The following is a 17,534-nucleotide window of genomic DNA, read 5'->3' on the forward strand; positions in this document are numbered from 1 at the left end:
GCACTAGCCTGGGGTCCGACATGAGCAGACGGGCCGAGGAGTACGCCGCGCAGGTGCTGCGCCGCGAGGAGCTGAGCGACCACTTCGTGCGACTGACCCTCGGCGGTGAGGGCCTCGCCGGCTTCACCTCGACGGGCATCCCCGACGAGTGGGTGGGTCTGATCGTGCCCGGGCAGTTCCAGAGCCGCTACTACACGGTGCGGTCGTGGACCGGCGGCGAGCTCGTGGTCGACGTGGTCGTGCACGAGGTCGGCCTGGTGACCGAGTGGGCGCTGGGCCGGGCCGGCGACCCGGTCGGCCAGACCGTGACGATCACCGAGCCCAAGGGCTCCTTCGCGCTGCCCGACGACGCGAGCTGGCTGCAGCTGGTCGGCGACCTCACCGCGATGCCGGCCATGGCACGGATCGCGGAGACCTACGCCGACCGGCTGCCGGTCCGGATCCACGCCGAGGTGCCGGACGACCCGGCCACGCTGGCCGACTACCTCGCCGGCGACGTCGCGATCACCTGGGCCCAGGGTCACGGCGACGGACTGGCGACGGCCGCGGAGGCGCTCGACCTGCCGGCCGGCACCGGCTACTTCTGGATGGCGGGCGAGTCCGCGCAGATGCGCGCGATCCGCAAGCACCTGATGCGCGAGCGGCAGATGCCGAGCTCGCACTACGACGTGATGGGCTACTGGCGCAAGGTCGCGGAGCGTCAGCTCCGGGCCGTCGACCCGGGCCCGATCTGGCGGGCGGGCAAGGCCGCCGGCAAATCTGATGACGAGATCTGGGCCGACTACGACGCGGCCCAGGCAGGAGCGCAGCAGCAGTGACCGACTTCCCGCACGAGGGCGACGACCTGGACGACGAGCGCGACGAGGACTTCGACGAGGACTTCGACGAGGACTTCGCCGGCCTGCCGGCTCCGGCACCGGCCCCCGCGTCCGTCTTCGGCGGTGACACCCCGGAGGGCTACCGCAGCGGCTTCGCTTGCTTCGTGGGCCGCCCCAACGTCGGCAAGTCGACGCTCACGAACGCGATCGTCGGCCAGAAGATCGTGATCACCTCCGACAAGCCGCAGACCACGCGCACCGTGGTCCGCGGCATCGTCCACCGCGAGGACGGCCAGCTGGTGCTGGTCGACACCCCCGGGCTGCACCGGCCCCGCAACCTGCTCGGCGAGCGGCTCAACGACCTGGTGAAGGCCACCTGGGCCGAGGTCGACGTGGTCGCGGTCTGCTTCCCCGCCGACCAGAAGGTCGGCCCGGGCGACCGGTTCCTCGTCGAGGAGCTGGGCAAGGTCCGGCGTACCGTCAAGATCGCGGTGGCCACCAAGACCGACCTGGTCGACCACGAGCGGCTCGGCGAGCACCTGCTCGACATCGCGCGGCTCGGTCAGGAGACCGGCACCGAGTGGGCCGAGATCGTGCCCGTGTCCTCGGTGTCGGGCCACCAGATCGAGCTGCTCGCCGACCTGCTGGTCGGGCTGATGCCGGAGGGCCCCGCGCTCTACCCCGACGGCGACCTCACCGACGCGCCGGAGGAGATCCTCGCCGCCGAGCTGATCCGGGAGGCGGCGCTGGACGGCGTACGCGACGAGCTGCCGCACTCCATCGCCGTCGTGGTCGAGGAGATGGGCCTGCGCGAGGACCGGCCCGAGGACCGGCCGCTGCTCGACATCCACGCCAACCTCTACGTCGAGCGCGACTCCCAGAAGGGCATCGTCATCGGCAAGAAGGGCGCCCGGCTCAAGGAGGTCGGCACCAATGCGCGCCAGCAGATCGAGGCCCTGCTCGGCACGCCGGTCTACCTCGACCTGCACGTCAAGATCGCCAAGGACTGGCAGAAGGACCCCCGCCAGCTGAGGAAGCTCGGGTTCTGATGCACCGCCTGCTCGTCCTCGTCGCGGCCCTGCTGCTGACGGGTGCGGGTAGCGCCCGGGCGGCGACCTGGACGAACGTGCCGCTGCACACCGACGTCGACTACCAGCTCGGCGGTGGCCGGACGGTACCGGCGCATGTCGGCATCGTGGAGCGCGATCGGACCAGCCGTCCGGTCCCTGGCACGTACAACGTCTGCTACGTCAACGGCTTCCAGACGCAGCCCGATGCGCTGCGCTGGTGGCGGACCCACCACGGGGACCTCGTCCTGAAGCAGGACGGCCGGCCGGTCGGCGACACCGCATGGGGTGAGTGGCTCCTCGACACCCGCACGGCCGCCAAGCGGCAGGCACTCGCCCGGATCGTGGGCGGCTGGATCCGTGGCTGCGCCGCCGACGGCTTCGACGCGACCGAGCTCGACAACCTCGACTCGTTCACCCGCAGCCGGCACCTCCTCACGCGCTCGGACGCGATCGCCTTCGCCCGGCTGCTGGTGGCTCGGGCGCACGACGCCGGCCTCGCCGTCGGCCAGAAGAACCTGGCCGGGTACGACGGGACCCGGATCGGCTTCGACTTCGCCGTGGCCGAGGAGTGCGGCCGCTACCGGGAGTGCGGTCTCTACGCCGCGTCGTACGGGAGCAGGGTGCTGTCGATCGAGTACCGCGCCACCGACTTCGCGTGGACCTGTGCGCACTTCGGCGCTCGGTGGGCCGTCGTGTTGCGCGACCGCGACCTGACGCCGACAGGCGTCCGGCGCTGGTGCTGACCGCCTAGGCCTTGGTCCAGCAGATCCCGTAGTGCTGGTCCAGCGACCAGTCCTCCCGGGTGGGCCACTCGTAGCTGGACTTGAAGCTGAGCGGGTCGCTGGCGGCGGCCGCGGCGGCATCGAGGCAGCGGGTCTTGCCGGCGGCCTTCGCGGCCCTGACGCCGGGGTAGCGGACGCCGCGGATCGGGACGACCGCGATGGCGCGCCAGCTGTGGGCCGCGGAGCACTGGACCCGGTGGAAGCCGCCGGTGCCCGGAGCCGCCGTGCCGCACATCGCCAGCGCGGCGCGGCGCTTCGGCGCCCGGAGGGCTCCGCGCAGGCTGGTGTCCAGGCTCGACAGCGAGTCGGAGTCGGCGACCGCCACCGCATCGCAGCGGAACCAGTTGGCGCCCTGCGCGGACTGCGCGACGGTCGGGGTGAACCAGACGGCGCGGACCATGCTCAGCCGGGTCGCGGCCGTCGTACCGCCCAGGAAGCCGCCGAGGCGCCGCCGGCACGTGCTGGAGACCTGCTGCGAGACGCGGTCGGAGTCGACGGCGAGGAGGTGCCCGTCGACATAGGTGTCGAGCTGGCCGACGTAGTAGGTCTCGGTGGTGTGCGCGCTCGTGCAGGAGGTGGCCGTCGCGTGGCTGGTCGGCGCCACGGCCTGGGCCATCGTCAGCTGGTAGCAGCCGTGCGGCGCGGGAGCGGCCGGGGGAGCCGGGGCGGGCAGGGGCGTGGTCGGTCCGGCGACCGGTGGAGCGGGGTCCGTGCCGCACCCCGCCAGCAGCAGTACGCCGGCGGCGACCAGCCCGAGGCGACGCATCATCGGCGTCATCGGCCCGGTCATCAGCTGGTCGTCATCGCCCAGCAGACCGAGCGCCGGTTGCCCAGCTCCCACTCGGCCTGGTGGAAGAACGTGTAGCCGTACTGGAAGGTCGCGGGGTAGTTCAGCCACGCCTTCACCGAGGTCGCGCAGAACGCGTCGCTGCGGGAGTCGGCCACCCGGTCGCCGGGGTAGGGGTCGCCCGGCTCGCCCAGCTTGATCGTGGTGACCGCGCGCCAGTTGTGCTTCTCCGAGCACGCCACCTTGGTGGCCTGGGGCAGCGTCGGGCCGACGGCGCAGGCGAGCCAGTGGTCGTCGGGCCGGCCGGCGAGCATGCCCTTGGCGTCCGCGGGCAGCGGTCGGTAGGCGGTGCTGGTGGAGTTGCCGCCGACGACGTCGCAGCGGTACCAGCGGGCGCCCTTGCCCCATGCCTTCTCCGAGGGCCGGAACCACGCCCAGCTGATCGTGGTGCGCAGGACCAGGCTCTCGTCGGCACCCACGAACCGCTCGAAGGCCGCGGAGCAGGCCGAGTACGCCCACTTGCTGAGCGACTGCGCGTCGTAGTCGACGTCGGCGAACTGGCCGGGCAGCGGGCCCACGGCGTAGGTCTGCGCGGTGTGCCGGCTCGTGCACGGCACGGTCGAGGTCGCGTTGGCCGGCTGGGCCACGTCGGCCGGCGTCAGCGCCCGGCAGGCGCCGTCGGCCGGAGGGGTCGTCGCGTCGACCTGCGCGGGGTCGGTGTTGGAGCCCTGGTGCTGCGCGCTGCAGGCCGACATCGACGTTGCGGCCAGCGCGAGCGCGAGGATCCCGAGAGCGCTCCGCAGCGTCACACGGCCCCCTTCACAGACTCGCCAGCAGTGCGGCGATCGTAGCGCCCAGCTCGTAGGCGCCCTCCCGCGCCCGCTCGTCGACGTCGCCGATCACACCGAGCACGTCGTACCCCTGCTTCCAGCCGAGCGCGCCCACGATCGACTGCACCGACCGGACGGCGCCGGTGAGGTCGTAGCGCCCGTGCAGCCACAGCCCGTAGGGCCGCCCGGACGTCTCGCCCCTGCCGGCCTCAGCGCCGCCGCTGTCGTCCAGTGCTCCGCCGACCGCCAGGAAGGTGGAGTCGAAGAAGTGCTTGAGGGCGCCGCTCATGTAGCCGAAGTTGGCGGTGGTGCCGAGCAGGTAGCCGTCGGCCGCCAGCACGTCGTCGGCGGTCGCCTCCAGCGCCGGTCGTACGACGACCTCCACGCCCTCGATCGCCTCGTCCCCGGCCCCCGCCACCACCTGCTCGAGCAGGGCCTGCATCGAGCGGCTGGGGGAGTGGTGGACGACGAGAAGCCGGGTCACGTCAACAGCCTAGGGGCTGTTATGGTGGAGACATCATGATGCGCGCACTGCTTCTTAGCGGCCGCAGCGAGGTCTGAAAGCCGGACCCCCTCGCTGCGGAGTGAGTCGCGCGCCCGGCAATCCGTCTTGAACGAAGCCGAGGAAATCATGACCACCATCCCTGCACAGCAGCCCAGCGGAATGCCCTTCGAGCGCTACCGCGCCTTCGAGCCCGTGACGGTCCCCGACCGCACCTGGCCGGACCGCAAGATCACCCACGCGCCGCGGTGGCTCTCCACCGATCTGCGCGACGGCAACCAGGCGCTCATCGACCCGATGAGCCCGGCCCGCAAGATGAAGATGTTCGAGCTGCTGGTCCAGATGGGCTACAAGGAGATCGAGATCGGGTTCCCGGCCGCGAGCCAGACCGACTTCGACTTCGTGCGCCAGCTGATCGAGGGCGACAAGATCCCCGACGACGTACGCGTCTCGGTGCTGACCCAGGCCCGCGAGGACCTGATCGCCCGCACCGTCGAGTCGCTGCAGGGCGCCGACAAGGCGACCGTCCACCTCTACAACGCCACCGCGCCGCTGTTCCAGCGCGTGGTCTTCAACGTCACCGAGGCCGAGTGCATCGCGATCGCGACGCGCGGCACCGAGTGGGTCATGAAGTACGCCGAGCAGCTGCTCACCGGCACCGACTTCGGCTATCAGTACAGCCCCGAGATCTTCACCCAGACCCCGACCGACTTCGCGCTCGAGGTGTGTGAGCGGGTCTCCGACGTGTGGCAGCCCGAGGCGGGCCGCGAGATCATCCTCAACCTGCCGGCGACCGTGGAGATGTCGACGCCGAACACCTACGCCGACCAGATCGAGTACTTCGGCCGGCACCTGACCCGCCGCGAGCACTCCGCGATCAGCCTGCACCCGCACAACGACCGCGGCACCGCCGTCGCCGCGACCGAGCTGGCGCTGATGGCAGGCGCCGACCGCGTCGAGGGCTGCCTGTTCGGCCACGGCGAGCGCACGGGCAACGTCGACCTGGTCACCTTGGCGATGAACCTGTTCAGCCAGGGCATCGACCCGCAGGTCAACCTGTCCGACATCGACGAGATCCGCCGCACCGTCGAGTACTGCACGCAGCTGCCGGTCCACCCGCGCCACCCGTACGCCGGCGACCTGGTCTACACCGCCTTCTCCGGCTCCCACCAGGACGCCATCAAGAAGGGCCTGGAGGACCTGGACCGGATCGCCGCCGAGCAGGGTCGCTCCGTGCGGGAGATCCCGTGGGAGGCGCCGTACCTGCCGATCGACCCGAAGGACGTCGGGCGCACCTACGAGGCGGTCATCCGGGTCAACAGCCAGTCCGGCAAGGGCGGCGTCGCCTACGTGCTGAAGGCCGAGCACAGCCTGGACCTGCCGCGTCGCGCGCAGATCGAGTTCAGCCGGGTCATCCAGCAGCGCACCGACACCGCCGGCGGCGAGGTCACCCCGGACGAGATCTGGGAGATCTTCCAGCACGAGTACCTGGACCGCGAGGAGCCCTACGAGCTCGTCAGCTTCTCCTCGACCACCAGCGAGGACGGCGAGGACCAGCAGGAGGTCCGGCTCGTCGTGCGCGGCGAGGAGCGGACGTTCACCGGTCTCGGCAACGGCCCGGTCGCGGCGTTCGTGGACGGCATGCGCCAGGCCGGCGCGGACATCCGCGTCCTGGACTACGCCGAGCACGCGCTCTCGGCCGGCGGTGACGCCGTGGCCGCGGCGTACGTCGAGTGCGAGATCGCCGGCGAGATCGTGTGGGGCATCGGCATCCACCACAACATCGTCACGGCGTCGCTGCGGGCGGTGGTCTGCGCGGCCAACCGCGCCCAGGCGGTCACGATCCCGTCGGTGCCGATCCCGCCGGTCGGCTGATCCTCCGGAGTTGTGAGTGTGAGGGTGACCCCTGGGTCACCCTCACACTCACAACCCGCTCTCAGCAGCCGGCGGCGAGCACGTAGCAGCGCAGCCTCGGCTCCGCCTTCAGCATCGGGGCGCCCGAGAAGGTGACCAGGGGCAGCGAGGTGCTGACCAGGCTCGGCAGCGCGCTGAGCGGCTGCAGGTAGGTGTCGACCGACGCCGGGTCGACGTAGGGCATGTACAGCTGGCTGCACGACGCCGTGCCGACGCGAGCCGGGTCGGCGGGTCCGTCGTGGCGCAGCGCGTCCATGACCAGGGCGTACGTCGTCGGGTCGACCGTGCCCATCAGCAGGTGCTCGTCGACGTCGGTGGGGCAGACGTCCTGGGTGGCGACGTTCGTGATCCGGCCGGCGCCGGTGTGCAGCGAGGACGAGGAGTTCGCGGCCGTGCTGTTGGGCATGACGACCTCGTCGGTGTGGCTGTAGACCTCGGTGTAGGAGATCCCGGCGAACGTCTCGGCGCGACTGTTGAGCGCCTTGATGAACTGCGCGTCCGCCTGTTGCTGCCACACCGCCGGCGTGCACGTGGCGACACCTGCCGTGCCGCACAGCGGCAGCGCCGTGGTGCCGTGGTTCGAGCCGGCCATCCCGATCACGTCGGCCACCATCGCCCGGGTGTCCGGCCAGAACCGCAACGCCCAGCGCATGCTCATGCCGCCCTGGCTGTGTCCGAGGATGCCGATCCGGCGGTCGGTGCGCGCGTGCATCGTGCGGATCGCGTGCACCAGGTACTGCCCGGCGGTCTGGATGTCACCGAAGGTGTGGAACGGCATGGTCACCGCGCACCAGTAGCGCTTCTGCGCGGTGAACGCCTTCTCGTAGGTCCACGCGTAGTCCTGGTCCGGGGTCACGCTGGTCGCAGGGTTGAGCAGCACCGGCTCGCCGCCGGTGCTCGGGTCGCCGTGGCACGCGAGCGAGGCCTTCAGCTTCGCGGGGTCGACGGAGAGCTTCGGGCCGGGCCGGTCCAGCGGTGCGTACGCCGGCCCCGTGGCCGCCTGGGCCGCCTCGGCCGGGGGCGTGGTGGCCGCGACCGGCACGGCGACAGCGAGGGCGAGCAGGAGCGAGGACAGAGCGGTAACGCGGCGTACCAACATGCCGGTCAAACTACCGAGGGCCGCGGAGGTCACGCCAGGACGCGCAGGGCACCCGGCAGCAGGTCGACCGTCAGCGCGGCCGGGCCGGCCGGCAGCGGAGCCTGCTGCTCGCCGTCCGCGCCCACCGGCACGGGCCCGCCGCCGACGTACGCGCCCGAGAGCCGGACCTGCCGTCCGGTCAGCACGGTGACCTCGGGCAGGTCGACGTGCCCGCCGTCGTACACCTTGGGCAGGGAGCGGATCAGCTCCAGGCGCGACGCCGCCTCGATCACGACCACATCGAGGAGTCCGTCGGAGACCGAGGCGGCCGGGGCGATGGCCATGCCCTTGCCGTAGTAGCGCGAGTTCGCGATCACGACGGTGGCGGCCCGGTGCGTGGTCCGCACGCCGTCGACCTCGAGCACGGCCTGGACCGGCCGATAGGCCGCGAGCGCGCGGACGGCGGCCGTCGGGTACTGCAGCTTGGACGGCATCCACCGCGAGCGGTCCACGATCTCCGAGGCGCGGGCGTCCACGCCGGCGTACACCGAGCCGGCGACGACCGCGGTCGTGCCGTCGCCGGAGGTCGTGCGCAGCAGGTCGATGCGGCGCTCGGCGCCCTCGAGCAGCAGCCGCAGCTGCCCCTCGGGGTCGGTCGGCACGTCCAGCATCCGGGCGAAGTCGTTCCCCCGCCCGGCCGGTACGACGGCGAGCACGCCGTCCGCGTCCATCACCGCGCCGGCGACGGACGAGAGCATCCCGTCGCCGCCGACCGACACCACGACGGCGCCACGGGCGACGGCCTCGCCGACCAGTGCGGGGCTCTCGGCGGCGGTCGTGGTGTAGCTGACCTCCACCTCGGCGCCCGCCTCGCGCAGCGCGCGGGCGAGGGGGACGACGACCCGCGGGCCGGCGCCGCCGCCCGACATCGGGTTGACCAGGAACGAGAACGACCGCGTCACGGGATCAATACTCCCGGGTTGAGGACGCCGACGGGGTCGACGGCGTCCTTGATCGCGTGCAGGATCCGCGCGCCGACCTCGCCGATCTCGGCCGTCAGGTACGGCTTGTGGTCGGTGCCGACCGCGTGGTGGTGGGTGATCGAGGCGCCCGCCGCCACGATCGCCTCGCATGCCGCGGCCTTGGCGGGCAGCCAGCGCGCCAACGGGTCCTCGCCGCCCGGGGCGGCGACGGTGAAGTAGAGCGAGCACCCGGTCGCATAGACGTGGGAGACGTGGCAGAGCACCATCGCGCCCTCGCCCAGGCTGGCCTCGAGCGCCGCCTTCACGCGGGTGTAGAGGTTCTCGCGGTTGCTCCAGAAGGTCACCGTCTCCAGCGTCTCCACGAGGACCCCGGCATCCAGCAGGCTGTCGCGGAGGTACGGCGCGTTGAACCGCCCGTGCGACCAGGAGGTGCCAGGGTCCGCGCCGAGCGCCGTACCGCCCAGGCCGGTGAGGACGTCGGTGACGGCGGCCCGCTTGGCGGCCACGGCGGCCGGCGTGCCCTCGTAGCCGACGATCATCAGGCAGCCGGCGGCGCTGTCGCCGCCGATGCTCTCGGGGTCGGCGAGGTTGATCGCGGTCTCGGCCTCGTCGGAGAGGCGCAGCACGGTCGGCAGCAGGTCGGCCTGCGCCAGGACCCGCATCGCGTCGGCGCCGTCGGCGAAGCTCGGCCAGCGCCAGCCCTCGTACTCCTTGACCTCGGGCAGCGGGCGCACCCGCACGGTCACCTCGGTGATGACGCCGAAGGCGCCCTCGGAGCCGAGGAAGACCTCGCGCAGGTCGGGTCCCGACGCGTTGGCGGGGGAGGTGCCGAGGCGTACGTCGCCGGTGGGGGTCGCGACGCGCAGGCCCACGACCATGGAGTCGAACCGGCCGTAGCCGGCGCTGGACTGGCCGCTGGACCGGGTCGCCGCGAAGCCGCCGATCGTCGCGAACTCGAAGGACTGGGGGAGGTGGCCGAGCATCAGCCCGTGCCGGCCGAGGAGGGCCTCGGCCTCGGGGCCGCGCAGCCCCGGCTCCAGGGTCGCGGTCGAGGAGACCGGGTCGATCGCGAGGAGCCGGCGCATCCGGCCGAGGTCGAGCGAGACGACCCCGGTCAGGCCGGCCGACGACGGGTCGGCGACCAGGCCGCCGGTGACCGCCGTACCGCCGCCGAAGGGGACGACCGCCACCCGCTGCTCCTGGGCCCAGGCCAGCACGGCAGCCACCTCGTCGTGGTCGGCAGGCCGGACCACGACGTCGGGGGCGTCGCCCAGGTCGCCGCTGCGCTGGCGGAGGAGGTCGGGGGTGGACTTGCCGCGGGTGCGCAGGCGGCGTGCGGTCTCGTCGATGGTCACGTTGTCGGCGCCGACGATCGCAGCCAGGGAGCCGACCTGCTCGGCGCTCAGCGACGAGGCGGGGACGCTCACGTCCGTGCGGGCCGGGGTGTCCTGGACCGGGAAGACCAGGGAGACCAGCTCGCGCACGCCGTCGGGCAGGGGAGCGGCCTGGGCGGGGTCGCCCCAGCGGGTGGCGGGCATCTCCGGCTGGAGGTCGGTCGCGGTCTCGGGCGCGCTCAGCTGGTGGGTCATGTGTTACAGTGTGACACATGACGTCACAGCGTCACAAGACCGAGACCCCGACCGCACGCGACGGCTACCTGGACGCGGCCCGCGCGTGCATCCTCGACGTCGGCTGGCGGCGTACGACGCTCACCGAGGTCGCCCGCCGCGCCGACGTCTCGCGGATGACGATCTACCGGGCGTGGCCGGACATGCCGGCGCTGCTCGCCGACCTGATGACGCGCGAGTGGACCGGCGTGGTCGTCGGTGAGGTCGCGCCGGACGGGACGCCGACCCCCGAGCGGCTCGCCGACGCCGTCGTGGCGACGATCGGCGCCCTGCGCGAGAACGAGCTCTTCACCCGGATCGTCCAACTCGACCCCGAGCTGGTGCTGCCCTACCTGCTCGACCGGCGCGGCCGCTCGCAGGAGCTGATCATCGGGCTCCTGGCCGAGGCCGTGCGCGCCGGCCAGGAGGCCGGCACGATCCGCTCCGGGGAGCCGGTCGCCATCGCCCGCGGCCTGGTGCTCGCCTGCCACGGCTTCGTGCTGTCCGCCCCCACCATGCTCGACGAGACCGTCGACCTCCCCGCGCTCGACGCCGAGCTGCACACCCAGCTGACCAGGAGCCTCCAGCCATGACGATCACCGCAGGACTCACCGGCGCGCCGACCGAGGTCGACGTCGTGGTCATCGGCCTCGGCGTGACCGGCGCCGGCGTCGCGCTCGACGCCGCCAGCCGAGGCCTCTCCGTGCTGGCCGTCGACGCCCACGACCTCGCGTTCGGGACCTCGCGCTTCTCCTCGAAGCTGGTGCACGGCGGGCTGCGCTACCTGGCCTCCGGGCAGGTCGGCGTGGCCCACGAGAGCGCGGTCGAGCGCGGCATCCTGATGGAGGTCACCGCGCCGCACCTGGTGCACCCGCTCGCCTCGATCATCCCGCTGGCCGCCACGGTGAGCCGGCCGATGGGCCTGCTGGCCGGTGCCGGCTTCGTCGGCGGCGACCTGCTCCGCCGGGCAGCTCGGACCAGTGGCGACACCCTGCCGCGGCCGCGCCGGCTGAGCGCGGCCGAGACCCGGCGACTCGCCCCGCCCTTGCGCAGCGGTGGCCTGCGGGGCGCCTACCTCGGCTGGGACGGTCAGCTCGAGGACGACGCCCGGCTGGTCACCACGATCGCCCGCACCGCCGCCGACCAGGGCGCCGCGGTCCACACGCATGTCCGGGTGCTGTCGGCGAGCGGCACCACCGTCGAGGTGCGCGACGAGCTGACCGGCGCCACCGCGACGGTGCGGAGCCGGGTCGTCGTCAACGCGGCCGGCGTCTGGGCGAGCGAGCTCGTGGACGACGTACGACTCCGGCCGTCGCGGGGGACCCACCTGGTGCTGCGCGCCGAGACGCTGCCGGGCCTCGACGTCGCGGTGTTCGCGCCGATCCCGGGGGAGACCAACCGGTTCGTGCTGGTGCTGCCGCAGCCCGACGGGCAGTTCTACGTCGGCCTGACCGACGAGCCGGTCGAGGGGCCGGTGCCGGACGTGGCCGAGCCGACCGAGGTCGAGATCGGGTTCCTGCTCGACGTGGTGTCGGCGTCGTTCGCGACCCCGCTGCGGCGCTCCGACGTCGTGGGGGCGTACGCCGGCCTCCGCCCGCTCCTCGACGCGGGCGGCGACTCGACGGCCGACCTGTCCCGCAGGCACGCGGTGCTCACCGGCCCCGACGGCGTGGTCACGGTCGTGGGCGGCAAGCTCACGACGTACCGCCGGATGGCGCAGGACGCGATGGACGCGGCCGTCGCGGCGGGCGGTCTGTCCGCCGGACCGTGTGTCACGGCGCGGCTGCCGCTGGCCGGCGCCGCCTCCCGCGAGGACCTCGCCGAGGCCATCGCCCGTGCCGGTCACCCGGGCAGGGCCCGCCTGATCCGGAGGTACGGCGCCGACGCCGACCTCGTCCTCACCGCGTCCCGCACCGCCACCGGGTGGGCGGACGAGGAGCTGCTGGCCCCGATCGTCCCCGGCAACGCCGCCATCGCGACCGTCTGGGCCGAGCTCGTCTTCGGCGTCACCCACGAGGGAGCCGCCACCGTCGGCGACCTGCTGGACCGGCGTACCCGCATCGGACTGGTGCCGGCCGACCGCGAGCTGGCCGTCCCCGCGGCCGAGAAGGTCCTCGCCCTCCTCTCCGCGAGTTGCTAGTTCTGGTCCCGCGAGTTCTGGCTTGTGGTTGACCGAAACCCGGGATTCGGTCGACCACAAGCCAGAACTCGCGCTCAGGCGGGCCGGGGCTGCCGGACCGCGACCCGGAGCTGGTCCGCGGAGTGGGCGATGACGTCGGAGATCAGCTCGGTGGTGCGGGGGTCGTCCAGGGCGCCGTTGACCAGGCGCAGCACGGTGTCGGCGATCATCGTGACCAGGTCGTCGTGGAAGGGCAGCCGGCGCAGCTTGCCGGTCGCCTGGTCGTTGCGGACCAGCTCGAGCACCAGCTGCTCGAGCTCGGCGCGGTTCTCGTCGAGCGCCGAGCGGACGTTGGCGGCGTAGGTCCCGGCGCGGATCACGTCGACGACCTCGTCGAGGACGGCGATGGTGATCGGCCGCTTGATGGCGGTGACGATCGGGTCGGAGAAGTGCCGCACCAGGTCGGCGGTGACGCGGTCGCCGAGCACGTTGTCGGTGCGGTCGACGGTGCGGACCAGACGGGCGACCAGCACCGCCAGCAGCACGGCCTTCCACTCGCCGACGGTCGGGACGATGAAGGGGAACAGCGCGATCACCTCCCACCACTGCTTGCGCAGCAGCCGACGGCCGGCCCGGAACCGCAGCCACCGCCAGCAGATCGCCAGCGCGAGCAGCACGCAGATGACGAGGTCCGCGACCAGGACCCCGTGGTGCAGGTCGTGGTGGCGCGGCGGGAGGAACAGCAGCCAGCCGTTGGTGACCACCGAGGCCCAGGTGAGGATGACGAGGGTCCAGTCGGCCACGGATCCGCGGGGTCGCGTCGGTGCGCCGTACCGGGCTGTGTCGGTCATGAACTGCACAATAGGGAAGTGCCTCTCTATCGCGACGAGGCGATCGTGCTGCGCACCCACAAGCTGGGGGAGGCCGACCGCATCATCACCCTGCTGACCCGCCACCACGGTCGGGTCCGCGCGGTGGCCCGCGGCGTGCGTCGTACGACGTCGCGGTGGGGCTCCCGGCTCGAGCCGTTCACCCACGTCGACCTGCAGCTGGCCGACGGGCGCAACCTGGACACGATCACCCAGGCCGACACCCGGGGGGCGTACGCCGCCGAGATCGGCTTCGACTACGACCGCTACACCGCCGGCACCGTGATGCTCGAGACCGCGGACCGCTTGGTCGTGGAGGAGCGCGAGCCCGCGCTGCAGCAGTTCCAGCTGCTGCTCGGCGCGCTGCGGGCGATGTCGTCGGGCGAGCGCGCCCCCGGCCACGTCCTGGACTCCTACCTGCTGCGCGCCCTCGCGGTCGCCGGCTACGCGCCGTCCTTCGTCGACTGCGCCCACTGCGGCCGCCCTCCGGTGCTCGGCACCGGCGAGCTGGTCACGCACCGCTGGTTCAACCCCTCGATGGGCGGCGTGCTCTGCTCGACCTGCCGGATCCCCGGCTCGGCCACGCCCGCCCCCGACACCCTCCTGCTGATGGGTGCCCTGCTCGCCGGCGACTGGCCGGTCGTGGAGGCCGCGGACCCCCGCCACGTCCGCGAGGCCAACGGGCTGGTCGCCGCGTTCACCCAGTGGCAGCTGGAGCGAGGCCTGCGGTCCCTGGCGTACGTCGAGCGCTGAGCCGCGCCCCCTAGGCTGCTCCCCGTGGCCCGCCGTACCCCCGTCCGACCCCCGACCCCGCACCCGAGCGGCGCCCGGCCGCCGGCGATCCCGGCCGAGCTGGTGCCGAACCACGTCGCGATCGTGATGGACGGCAACGGCCGGTGGGCCAAGGAGCGGGGTCTGCCGCGCACGCGCGGCCACGAGCAGGGGGAGTCGAGCCTGTTCGACGTGGTCGAGGGCGCGATCGAGATCGGCGTGAAGGCGGTGTCGGCGTACGCCTTCTCCACCGAGAACTGGAGCCGCAGCCCCGACGAGGTGAGGTTCCTGATGGGCTTCAACCGCGACGTGATCCGCAGGCGGCGCGACGAGATGCACGAGCTCGGCGTGCGCGTGCGGTGGGCGGGGCGCGCACCGCGGCTGTGGAAGTCGGTGATCAAGGAGCTGCAGGTCGCCGAGGAGCTGACCAAGGACAACGACGTCTGCACGTTGACGATGTGCGTCAACTACGGCGGCCGGGCCGAGCTCGGCGACGCCGCCAAGCGCCTGGCGCAGGACGTCGCCCGCGGCCGCCTCAACCCCGACAAGGTCGACGACCGCACCCTCGGCCGCTACCTCTACGTCCCCGAGCTGCCCGACGCCGACCTGATCTGGCGCACGTCCGGCGAGCAGCGGCTGAGCAACTTCATGCTCTACCAGGCGGCCTACAGCGAGTTCGTCTTCTCCGACGTGCTCTGGCCCGACGTCGACCGCCGCCACCTGTGGCAGGCCATCGACACCTACGCCCGCCGCGACCGCCGCTACGGCGGAGCGGTGCCGAACGAGTCCGCCTAGGCCCGTACGCCGACGCGCCGGCGCCGCAGCAGCACGCCGGCCGGCCACGCCACCACGAAGCAGGCCAGCGCCAGGAGCACGATGCTCGGGCCGGGGGCGACCGTGGCGTGGAAGGACGCGAACGTCGAGATCAGCAGGCCGCCGAGCGAGGCGACCAGGCCGAGCACCATCGCGAGGCCGAGGGTGCTGCGGAACGTCCGGGTCAGCTGCTGCGAGGTCGCGACGGGGATCACCATCAGCGCGGAGACCAGCAGCAGCCCGACGGTGTGCATCGCGACGGTGACGCTGACGGCGGCGAGGGTCGCGACCAGCAGGTTGTAGAGCCGCACGGGCAGCCCGGCGACCTGCGCGAAGTCGCGGTCGTTGGCGACGGCGTACAGCTGCGGCGCCAGGCCGAGGCCGATCACCAGCACGACCGCGGCGAGTGCCATCGTGATGAGCACGTCGCTGATGCCGATGGTGGTGATCGAGCCGAACAGGTACTGCTGGAGCGTCGCCGCGGACTTGCCCGCCAGCCCGGACAGCAGCACGCCGCCCGCCAGGCCGCCGTAGAAGAGCAGGGCCAGGGCGACGTCGCCGCCCGCGTGCCCACGCTCGCGGATCAGCTCGATGGCGATGGCGCCGAGGACGGCCACGATGACCGCGGTCCAGGTCGGTGAGGTCCCGGTGAGCAGGCCGAGCGCCACACCGGTGACGGCGACGTGGCCGAGGCCGTCGCCCATCAGGGAGAGGCGGCGCTGCACCAGGTAGGTGCCGACGATGGGTGCGGCCAGGCCGGTGAGCGTGGCCGCGATCAGCGCACGCTGCATGAAGCCGTAGGAGAACAGGTCCCAGGCGCTCATTCGTGATCACACTCCAGCGGTGAGGCGACCTGCGGGGTCGGTGGGTGGTCGTGCGGCACCGGGAGCTCGTGGTGGTGATGGCTGTGCTCCTCGCCGAAGAACACCGGCCCGTGCACGTCGTGGTCGGCCAGCGGTACGCCGTCGTACGCCTTGTGACCGTCGCGCATCACAACCGTCCGGTCGACCAGGCCCGCCAGGGGGCCGAGCTCGTGGGCGACGAGCACGATGGTGCGGCCCTGCTCCTTGAGCAGCCGCAGGGTGTCGGCGAGCACCTGCTGGTTCGCGGCGTCGACGCCGGCGGTGGGCTCGTCGAGGAAGAACAGGTCGGGCTCGCCGGCCAGGGCGCGCGCGATGTAGGCGCGCTGCTGCTGGCCGCCGGAGAGGTCGGTGACCGGGTCGTGGACGCGGTCGCTGAGGCCCACCGTCTCCAGGGCCGCCGCGACGATCCGGCGGTCATCGCGCGAGAGCGGCCGGAACAGCCCGCGGCGCCCGAGCCGGCCGGAAGCCACGACCTCGCCGACCGACGTGGGGATGCCCGACGCGGCGCTCGCGCGCTGGGGCACGTAGCCCAGTCGCGGCCAGTCCTTGAAGCGCTCCACCGGGTCGCCGAACAGCCGCAGCGAGCCCGCGGCGAGCGGTCGCAGGCCGGTCAGGGCCCGCACCAGCGTGGACTTCCCCGAGCCGTTGGGCCCCATCAGCGCGATGAAGTCACCGTCCTCGACCCGTAGGTCGACGTCGCTGATCAGCAGGCGCCCGCCGGCGGCGACAGCACCCCCGGTCAGCTCGATCGGCGGCGGGTTCACCGGCAGCCGTTCGCAGTGCGGAGTGCTGCGAGGTTGGAGCGCATGAGGGAAAGGTAGTCGTCGTGCGAGGTCGCCGAGCTGAGTCCCTCGATCGGGTCCAGCACGGCGGTCTGCGCGCCGGTGTCGTGCGCGATGGTGTGCGACAGCGCGGGCGACACCAGTCGCTCGCCGAAGACCGTCGTGATCCCGTCGCTGTGGATCAGTCGCTGCAACCGGCCGAGGTCGGCCGGGGTCGGCTCGGCGTCGGGGGAGAGGCCGGCGATGGGCTCGATGTCGAGGCCGTAGCGCCACAGGTAGCCGAAGGCGTTGTGGCTGACGACGATCACGTTCCGCTCGCAGTGCGCGAGCCCCGCCGTGTAGGCGCGGTCCAGCGCGGTGAGCTCGGTCGTGAGGACGTCCGCGTTGGCGTGGTACGACGCCGCGTCGACCGGGTCGACCGACGCCATCTTGTCGGCGAGGGCCCGGCCGACCGCCGCGAGCTTGAGCGGGTCCTGCCAGAAGTGCGGGTCGAGGTCGCCGAGGTCCTTGGCCGACTCCTCGGCCTCCTGGTCGGAGGTGACGCCGGCGTGGTGGCTCACGTCGTCGTGGCCGCCATGGGACAGCGGCTCGAGGCCGGCGACCGGCGTCACGTCGAAGGCGGCGTCGGGGTCGGCCTGGGTGACGGCCTGGTCGACGGCGGCCTGCAGGCCCTTCTCGTAGACGATCACGTCGGCCGAGACGACGTCACCGACCTCCTTGGGCGTGAGCTCGAGGTCGTGCGGCTCGGCGCCGGGCTGGGTCAGGTCCTCGACCTGGGCGTGGTCGCCGACGACCTGCTGGGCCATCCACTGCAGCGGGTAGAGGCCGGCCACGACCGTCAGTCCGTCGCTCGCGTTCGGGCCGTCGTCGGAGAATGCGGCGCATCCGGACAGGGCGAGCGCCAGCGTGGCGACTCCGAGGATCGGCTTCAACATGAGAACGATTC

18 protein-coding genes are annotated in these 17,534 nt (G+C 72.7%); 8 read left to right on the forward strand and 10 right to left on the reverse strand.

Annotation, left to right across the window (positions count from 1 at the left end):
• Nucleotides 1–20: 20 nt before the first annotated feature.
• The 3 genes from ACYU8V_RS08260 to ACYU8V_RS08270 all read left to right on the forward strand — a co-directional run bounded on the left by ACYU8V_RS08260 (nucleotide 21) and on the right by ACYU8V_RS08270 (nucleotide 2,631).
• Nucleotides 21–818: a siderophore-interacting protein gene (locus ACYU8V_RS08260; protein ID WP_460846553.1), complete on the forward strand. Its 798-nt coding sequence runs from the start codon at nucleotides 21–23 to the stop codon at nucleotides 816–818.
• An 83-nt stretch (nucleotides 819–901) separates the two neighbouring features.
• Nucleotides 902–1,867, forward strand: a complete 966-nt coding sequence (era, locus tag ACYU8V_RS08265) for a GTPase Era (RefSeq protein ID WP_460846616.1) — start codon at nucleotides 902–904, stop codon at nucleotides 1,865–1,867.
• Nucleotides 1,867–2,631 (forward strand): endo alpha-1,4 polygalactosaminidase, encoded by a 765-nt coding sequence (locus ACYU8V_RS08270; protein WP_460846555.1) that lies wholly within the window; start codon nucleotides 1,867–1,869, stop codon nucleotides 2,629–2,631. Before era ends, ACYU8V_RS08270 begins: the two co-directional genes overlap by 1 nt.
• A gap of 4 nt (nucleotides 2,632–2,635) precedes the next feature.
• On the opposite strand, the gene ACYU8V_RS08275 is transcribed toward ACYU8V_RS08270, so the two are convergent.
• Genes ACYU8V_RS08275 through ACYU8V_RS08285 form a run of 3 tightly spaced genes read right to left on the reverse strand, consistent with a single transcriptional unit; the run spans nucleotide 2,636 to nucleotide 4,771 of the window.
• Nucleotides 2,636–3,460 (reverse strand): septum formation family protein, encoded by an 825-nt coding sequence (locus tag ACYU8V_RS08275; RefSeq protein WP_460846556.1) that lies wholly within the window; start codon nucleotides 3,458–3,460, stop codon nucleotides 2,636–2,638.
• Entirely contained in the window at nucleotides 3,460–4,266 is an 807-nt protein-coding gene (locus ACYU8V_RS08280; RefSeq protein WP_460846557.1) for a septum formation family protein, read from the reverse strand. Before ACYU8V_RS08280 ends, ACYU8V_RS08275 begins: the two co-directional genes overlap by 1 nt.
• Before the next feature lie 10 nt (nucleotides 4,267–4,276).
• Nucleotides 4,277–4,771 (reverse strand): flavodoxin family protein, encoded by a 495-nt coding sequence (locus ACYU8V_RS08285; protein WP_460846558.1) that lies wholly within the window; start codon nucleotides 4,769–4,771, stop codon nucleotides 4,277–4,279.
• A gap of 147 nt (nucleotides 4,772–4,918) precedes the next feature.
• Between ACYU8V_RS08285 and leuA the strand changes: the two genes are divergently transcribed.
• Nucleotides 4,919–6,664 carry a 2-isopropylmalate synthase gene (gene leuA, locus ACYU8V_RS08290; protein WP_460846559.1) on the forward strand — a complete coding sequence of 582 codons (1,746 nt, stop codon included), beginning with the start codon at nucleotides 4,919–4,921 and terminating at the stop codon, nucleotides 6,662–6,664.
• Between the two features lie 61 nt (nucleotides 6,665–6,725).
• Here leuA and ACYU8V_RS08295 read toward each other — a convergent pair whose 3' ends face one another.
• From ACYU8V_RS08295 to ACYU8V_RS08305, 3 genes are read right to left on the reverse strand one after another with little or no spacing between them, the layout of a single operon-like run.
• A complete protein-coding gene (locus ACYU8V_RS08295; protein ID WP_460846560.1) occupies nucleotides 6,726–7,802 on the reverse strand; it encodes an esterase/lipase family protein in 1,077 nt (358 codons plus the stop codon).
• 29 nt (nucleotides 7,803–7,831) lie between these two features.
• On the reverse strand, nucleotides 7,832–8,743 hold the full coding sequence (locus ACYU8V_RS08300; protein WP_460846562.1) for a diacylglycerol/lipid kinase family protein: 912 nt from the start codon (nucleotides 8,741–8,743) through the stop codon (nucleotides 7,832–7,834).
• The gene (locus ACYU8V_RS08305; protein WP_460846563.1) at nucleotides 8,740–10,353 is read right to left on the reverse strand and encodes an FAD-binding oxidoreductase; all 1,614 of its coding nucleotides are present in this window, start codon (nucleotides 10,351–10,353) and stop codon (nucleotides 8,740–8,742) included. Before ACYU8V_RS08305 ends, ACYU8V_RS08300 begins: the two co-directional genes overlap by 4 nt.
• A gap of 17 nt (nucleotides 10,354–10,370) precedes the next feature.
• Here ACYU8V_RS08305 and ACYU8V_RS08310 point away from each other — a divergent pair, with 17 nt between their 5' ends.
• Nucleotides 10,371–10,964: a TetR/AcrR family transcriptional regulator gene (locus ACYU8V_RS08310; RefSeq protein WP_460846565.1), complete on the forward strand. Its 594-nt coding sequence runs from the start codon at nucleotides 10,371–10,373 to the stop codon at nucleotides 10,962–10,964.
• Nucleotides 10,961–12,511 (forward strand): glycerol-3-phosphate dehydrogenase/oxidase, encoded by a 1,551-nt coding sequence (locus ACYU8V_RS08315; protein ID WP_460846567.1) that lies wholly within the window; start codon nucleotides 10,961–10,963, stop codon nucleotides 12,509–12,511. Before ACYU8V_RS08310 ends, ACYU8V_RS08315 begins: the two co-directional genes overlap by 4 nt.
• Nucleotides 12,512–12,585: 74 nt before the next feature.
• On the opposite strand, the gene ACYU8V_RS08320 is transcribed toward ACYU8V_RS08315, so the two are convergent.
• Nucleotides 12,586–13,341 carry an ion transporter gene (locus ACYU8V_RS08320; RefSeq protein WP_460846569.1) on the reverse strand — a complete coding sequence of 252 codons (756 nt, stop codon included), beginning with the start codon at nucleotides 13,339–13,341 and terminating at the stop codon, nucleotides 12,586–12,588.
• Nucleotides 13,342–13,359: 18 nt separating this feature from the next.
• Between ACYU8V_RS08320 and recO the strand changes: the two genes are divergently transcribed.
• Nucleotides 13,360–14,112 carry a DNA repair protein RecO gene (gene recO / locus ACYU8V_RS08325; protein ID WP_460846572.1) on the forward strand — a complete coding sequence of 251 codons (753 nt, stop codon included), beginning with the start codon at nucleotides 13,360–13,362 and terminating at the stop codon, nucleotides 14,110–14,112.
• Nucleotides 14,113–14,136: 24 nt separating this feature from the next.
• Nucleotides 14,137–14,925 carry an isoprenyl transferase gene (locus ACYU8V_RS08330; protein ID WP_460846574.1) on the forward strand — a complete coding sequence of 263 codons (789 nt, stop codon included), beginning with the start codon at nucleotides 14,137–14,139 and terminating at the stop codon, nucleotides 14,923–14,925.
• Here the strand turns inward: ACYU8V_RS08330 and ACYU8V_RS08335 are convergent.
• From ACYU8V_RS08335 to ACYU8V_RS08345, 3 genes are read right to left on the reverse strand one after another with little or no spacing between them, the layout of a single operon-like run.
• Nucleotides 14,922–15,767 carry a metal ABC transporter permease gene (locus ACYU8V_RS08335; RefSeq protein ID WP_460846575.1) on the reverse strand — a complete coding sequence of 282 codons (846 nt, stop codon included), beginning with the start codon at nucleotides 15,765–15,767 and terminating at the stop codon, nucleotides 14,922–14,924. The genes ACYU8V_RS08330 and ACYU8V_RS08335 overlap by 4 nt on opposite strands.
• The gene (locus tag ACYU8V_RS08340; protein ID WP_460846576.1) at nucleotides 15,764–16,570 is read right to left on the reverse strand and encodes a metal ABC transporter ATP-binding protein; all 807 of its coding nucleotides are present in this window, start codon (nucleotides 16,568–16,570) and stop codon (nucleotides 15,764–15,766) included. Before ACYU8V_RS08340 ends, ACYU8V_RS08335 begins: the two co-directional genes overlap by 4 nt.
• On the reverse strand, nucleotides 16,567–17,523 hold the full coding sequence (locus tag ACYU8V_RS08345) for a metal ABC transporter substrate-binding protein (RefSeq protein WP_460846579.1): 957 nt from the start codon (nucleotides 17,521–17,523) through the stop codon (nucleotides 16,567–16,569). The genes ACYU8V_RS08340 and ACYU8V_RS08345 overlap by 4 nt, the downstream gene beginning before the upstream one ends.
• Nucleotides 17,524–17,534 lie beyond the last annotated feature (11 nt).

It is taken from the genome of Nocardioides ultimimeridianus (genome assembly GCF_054777895.1).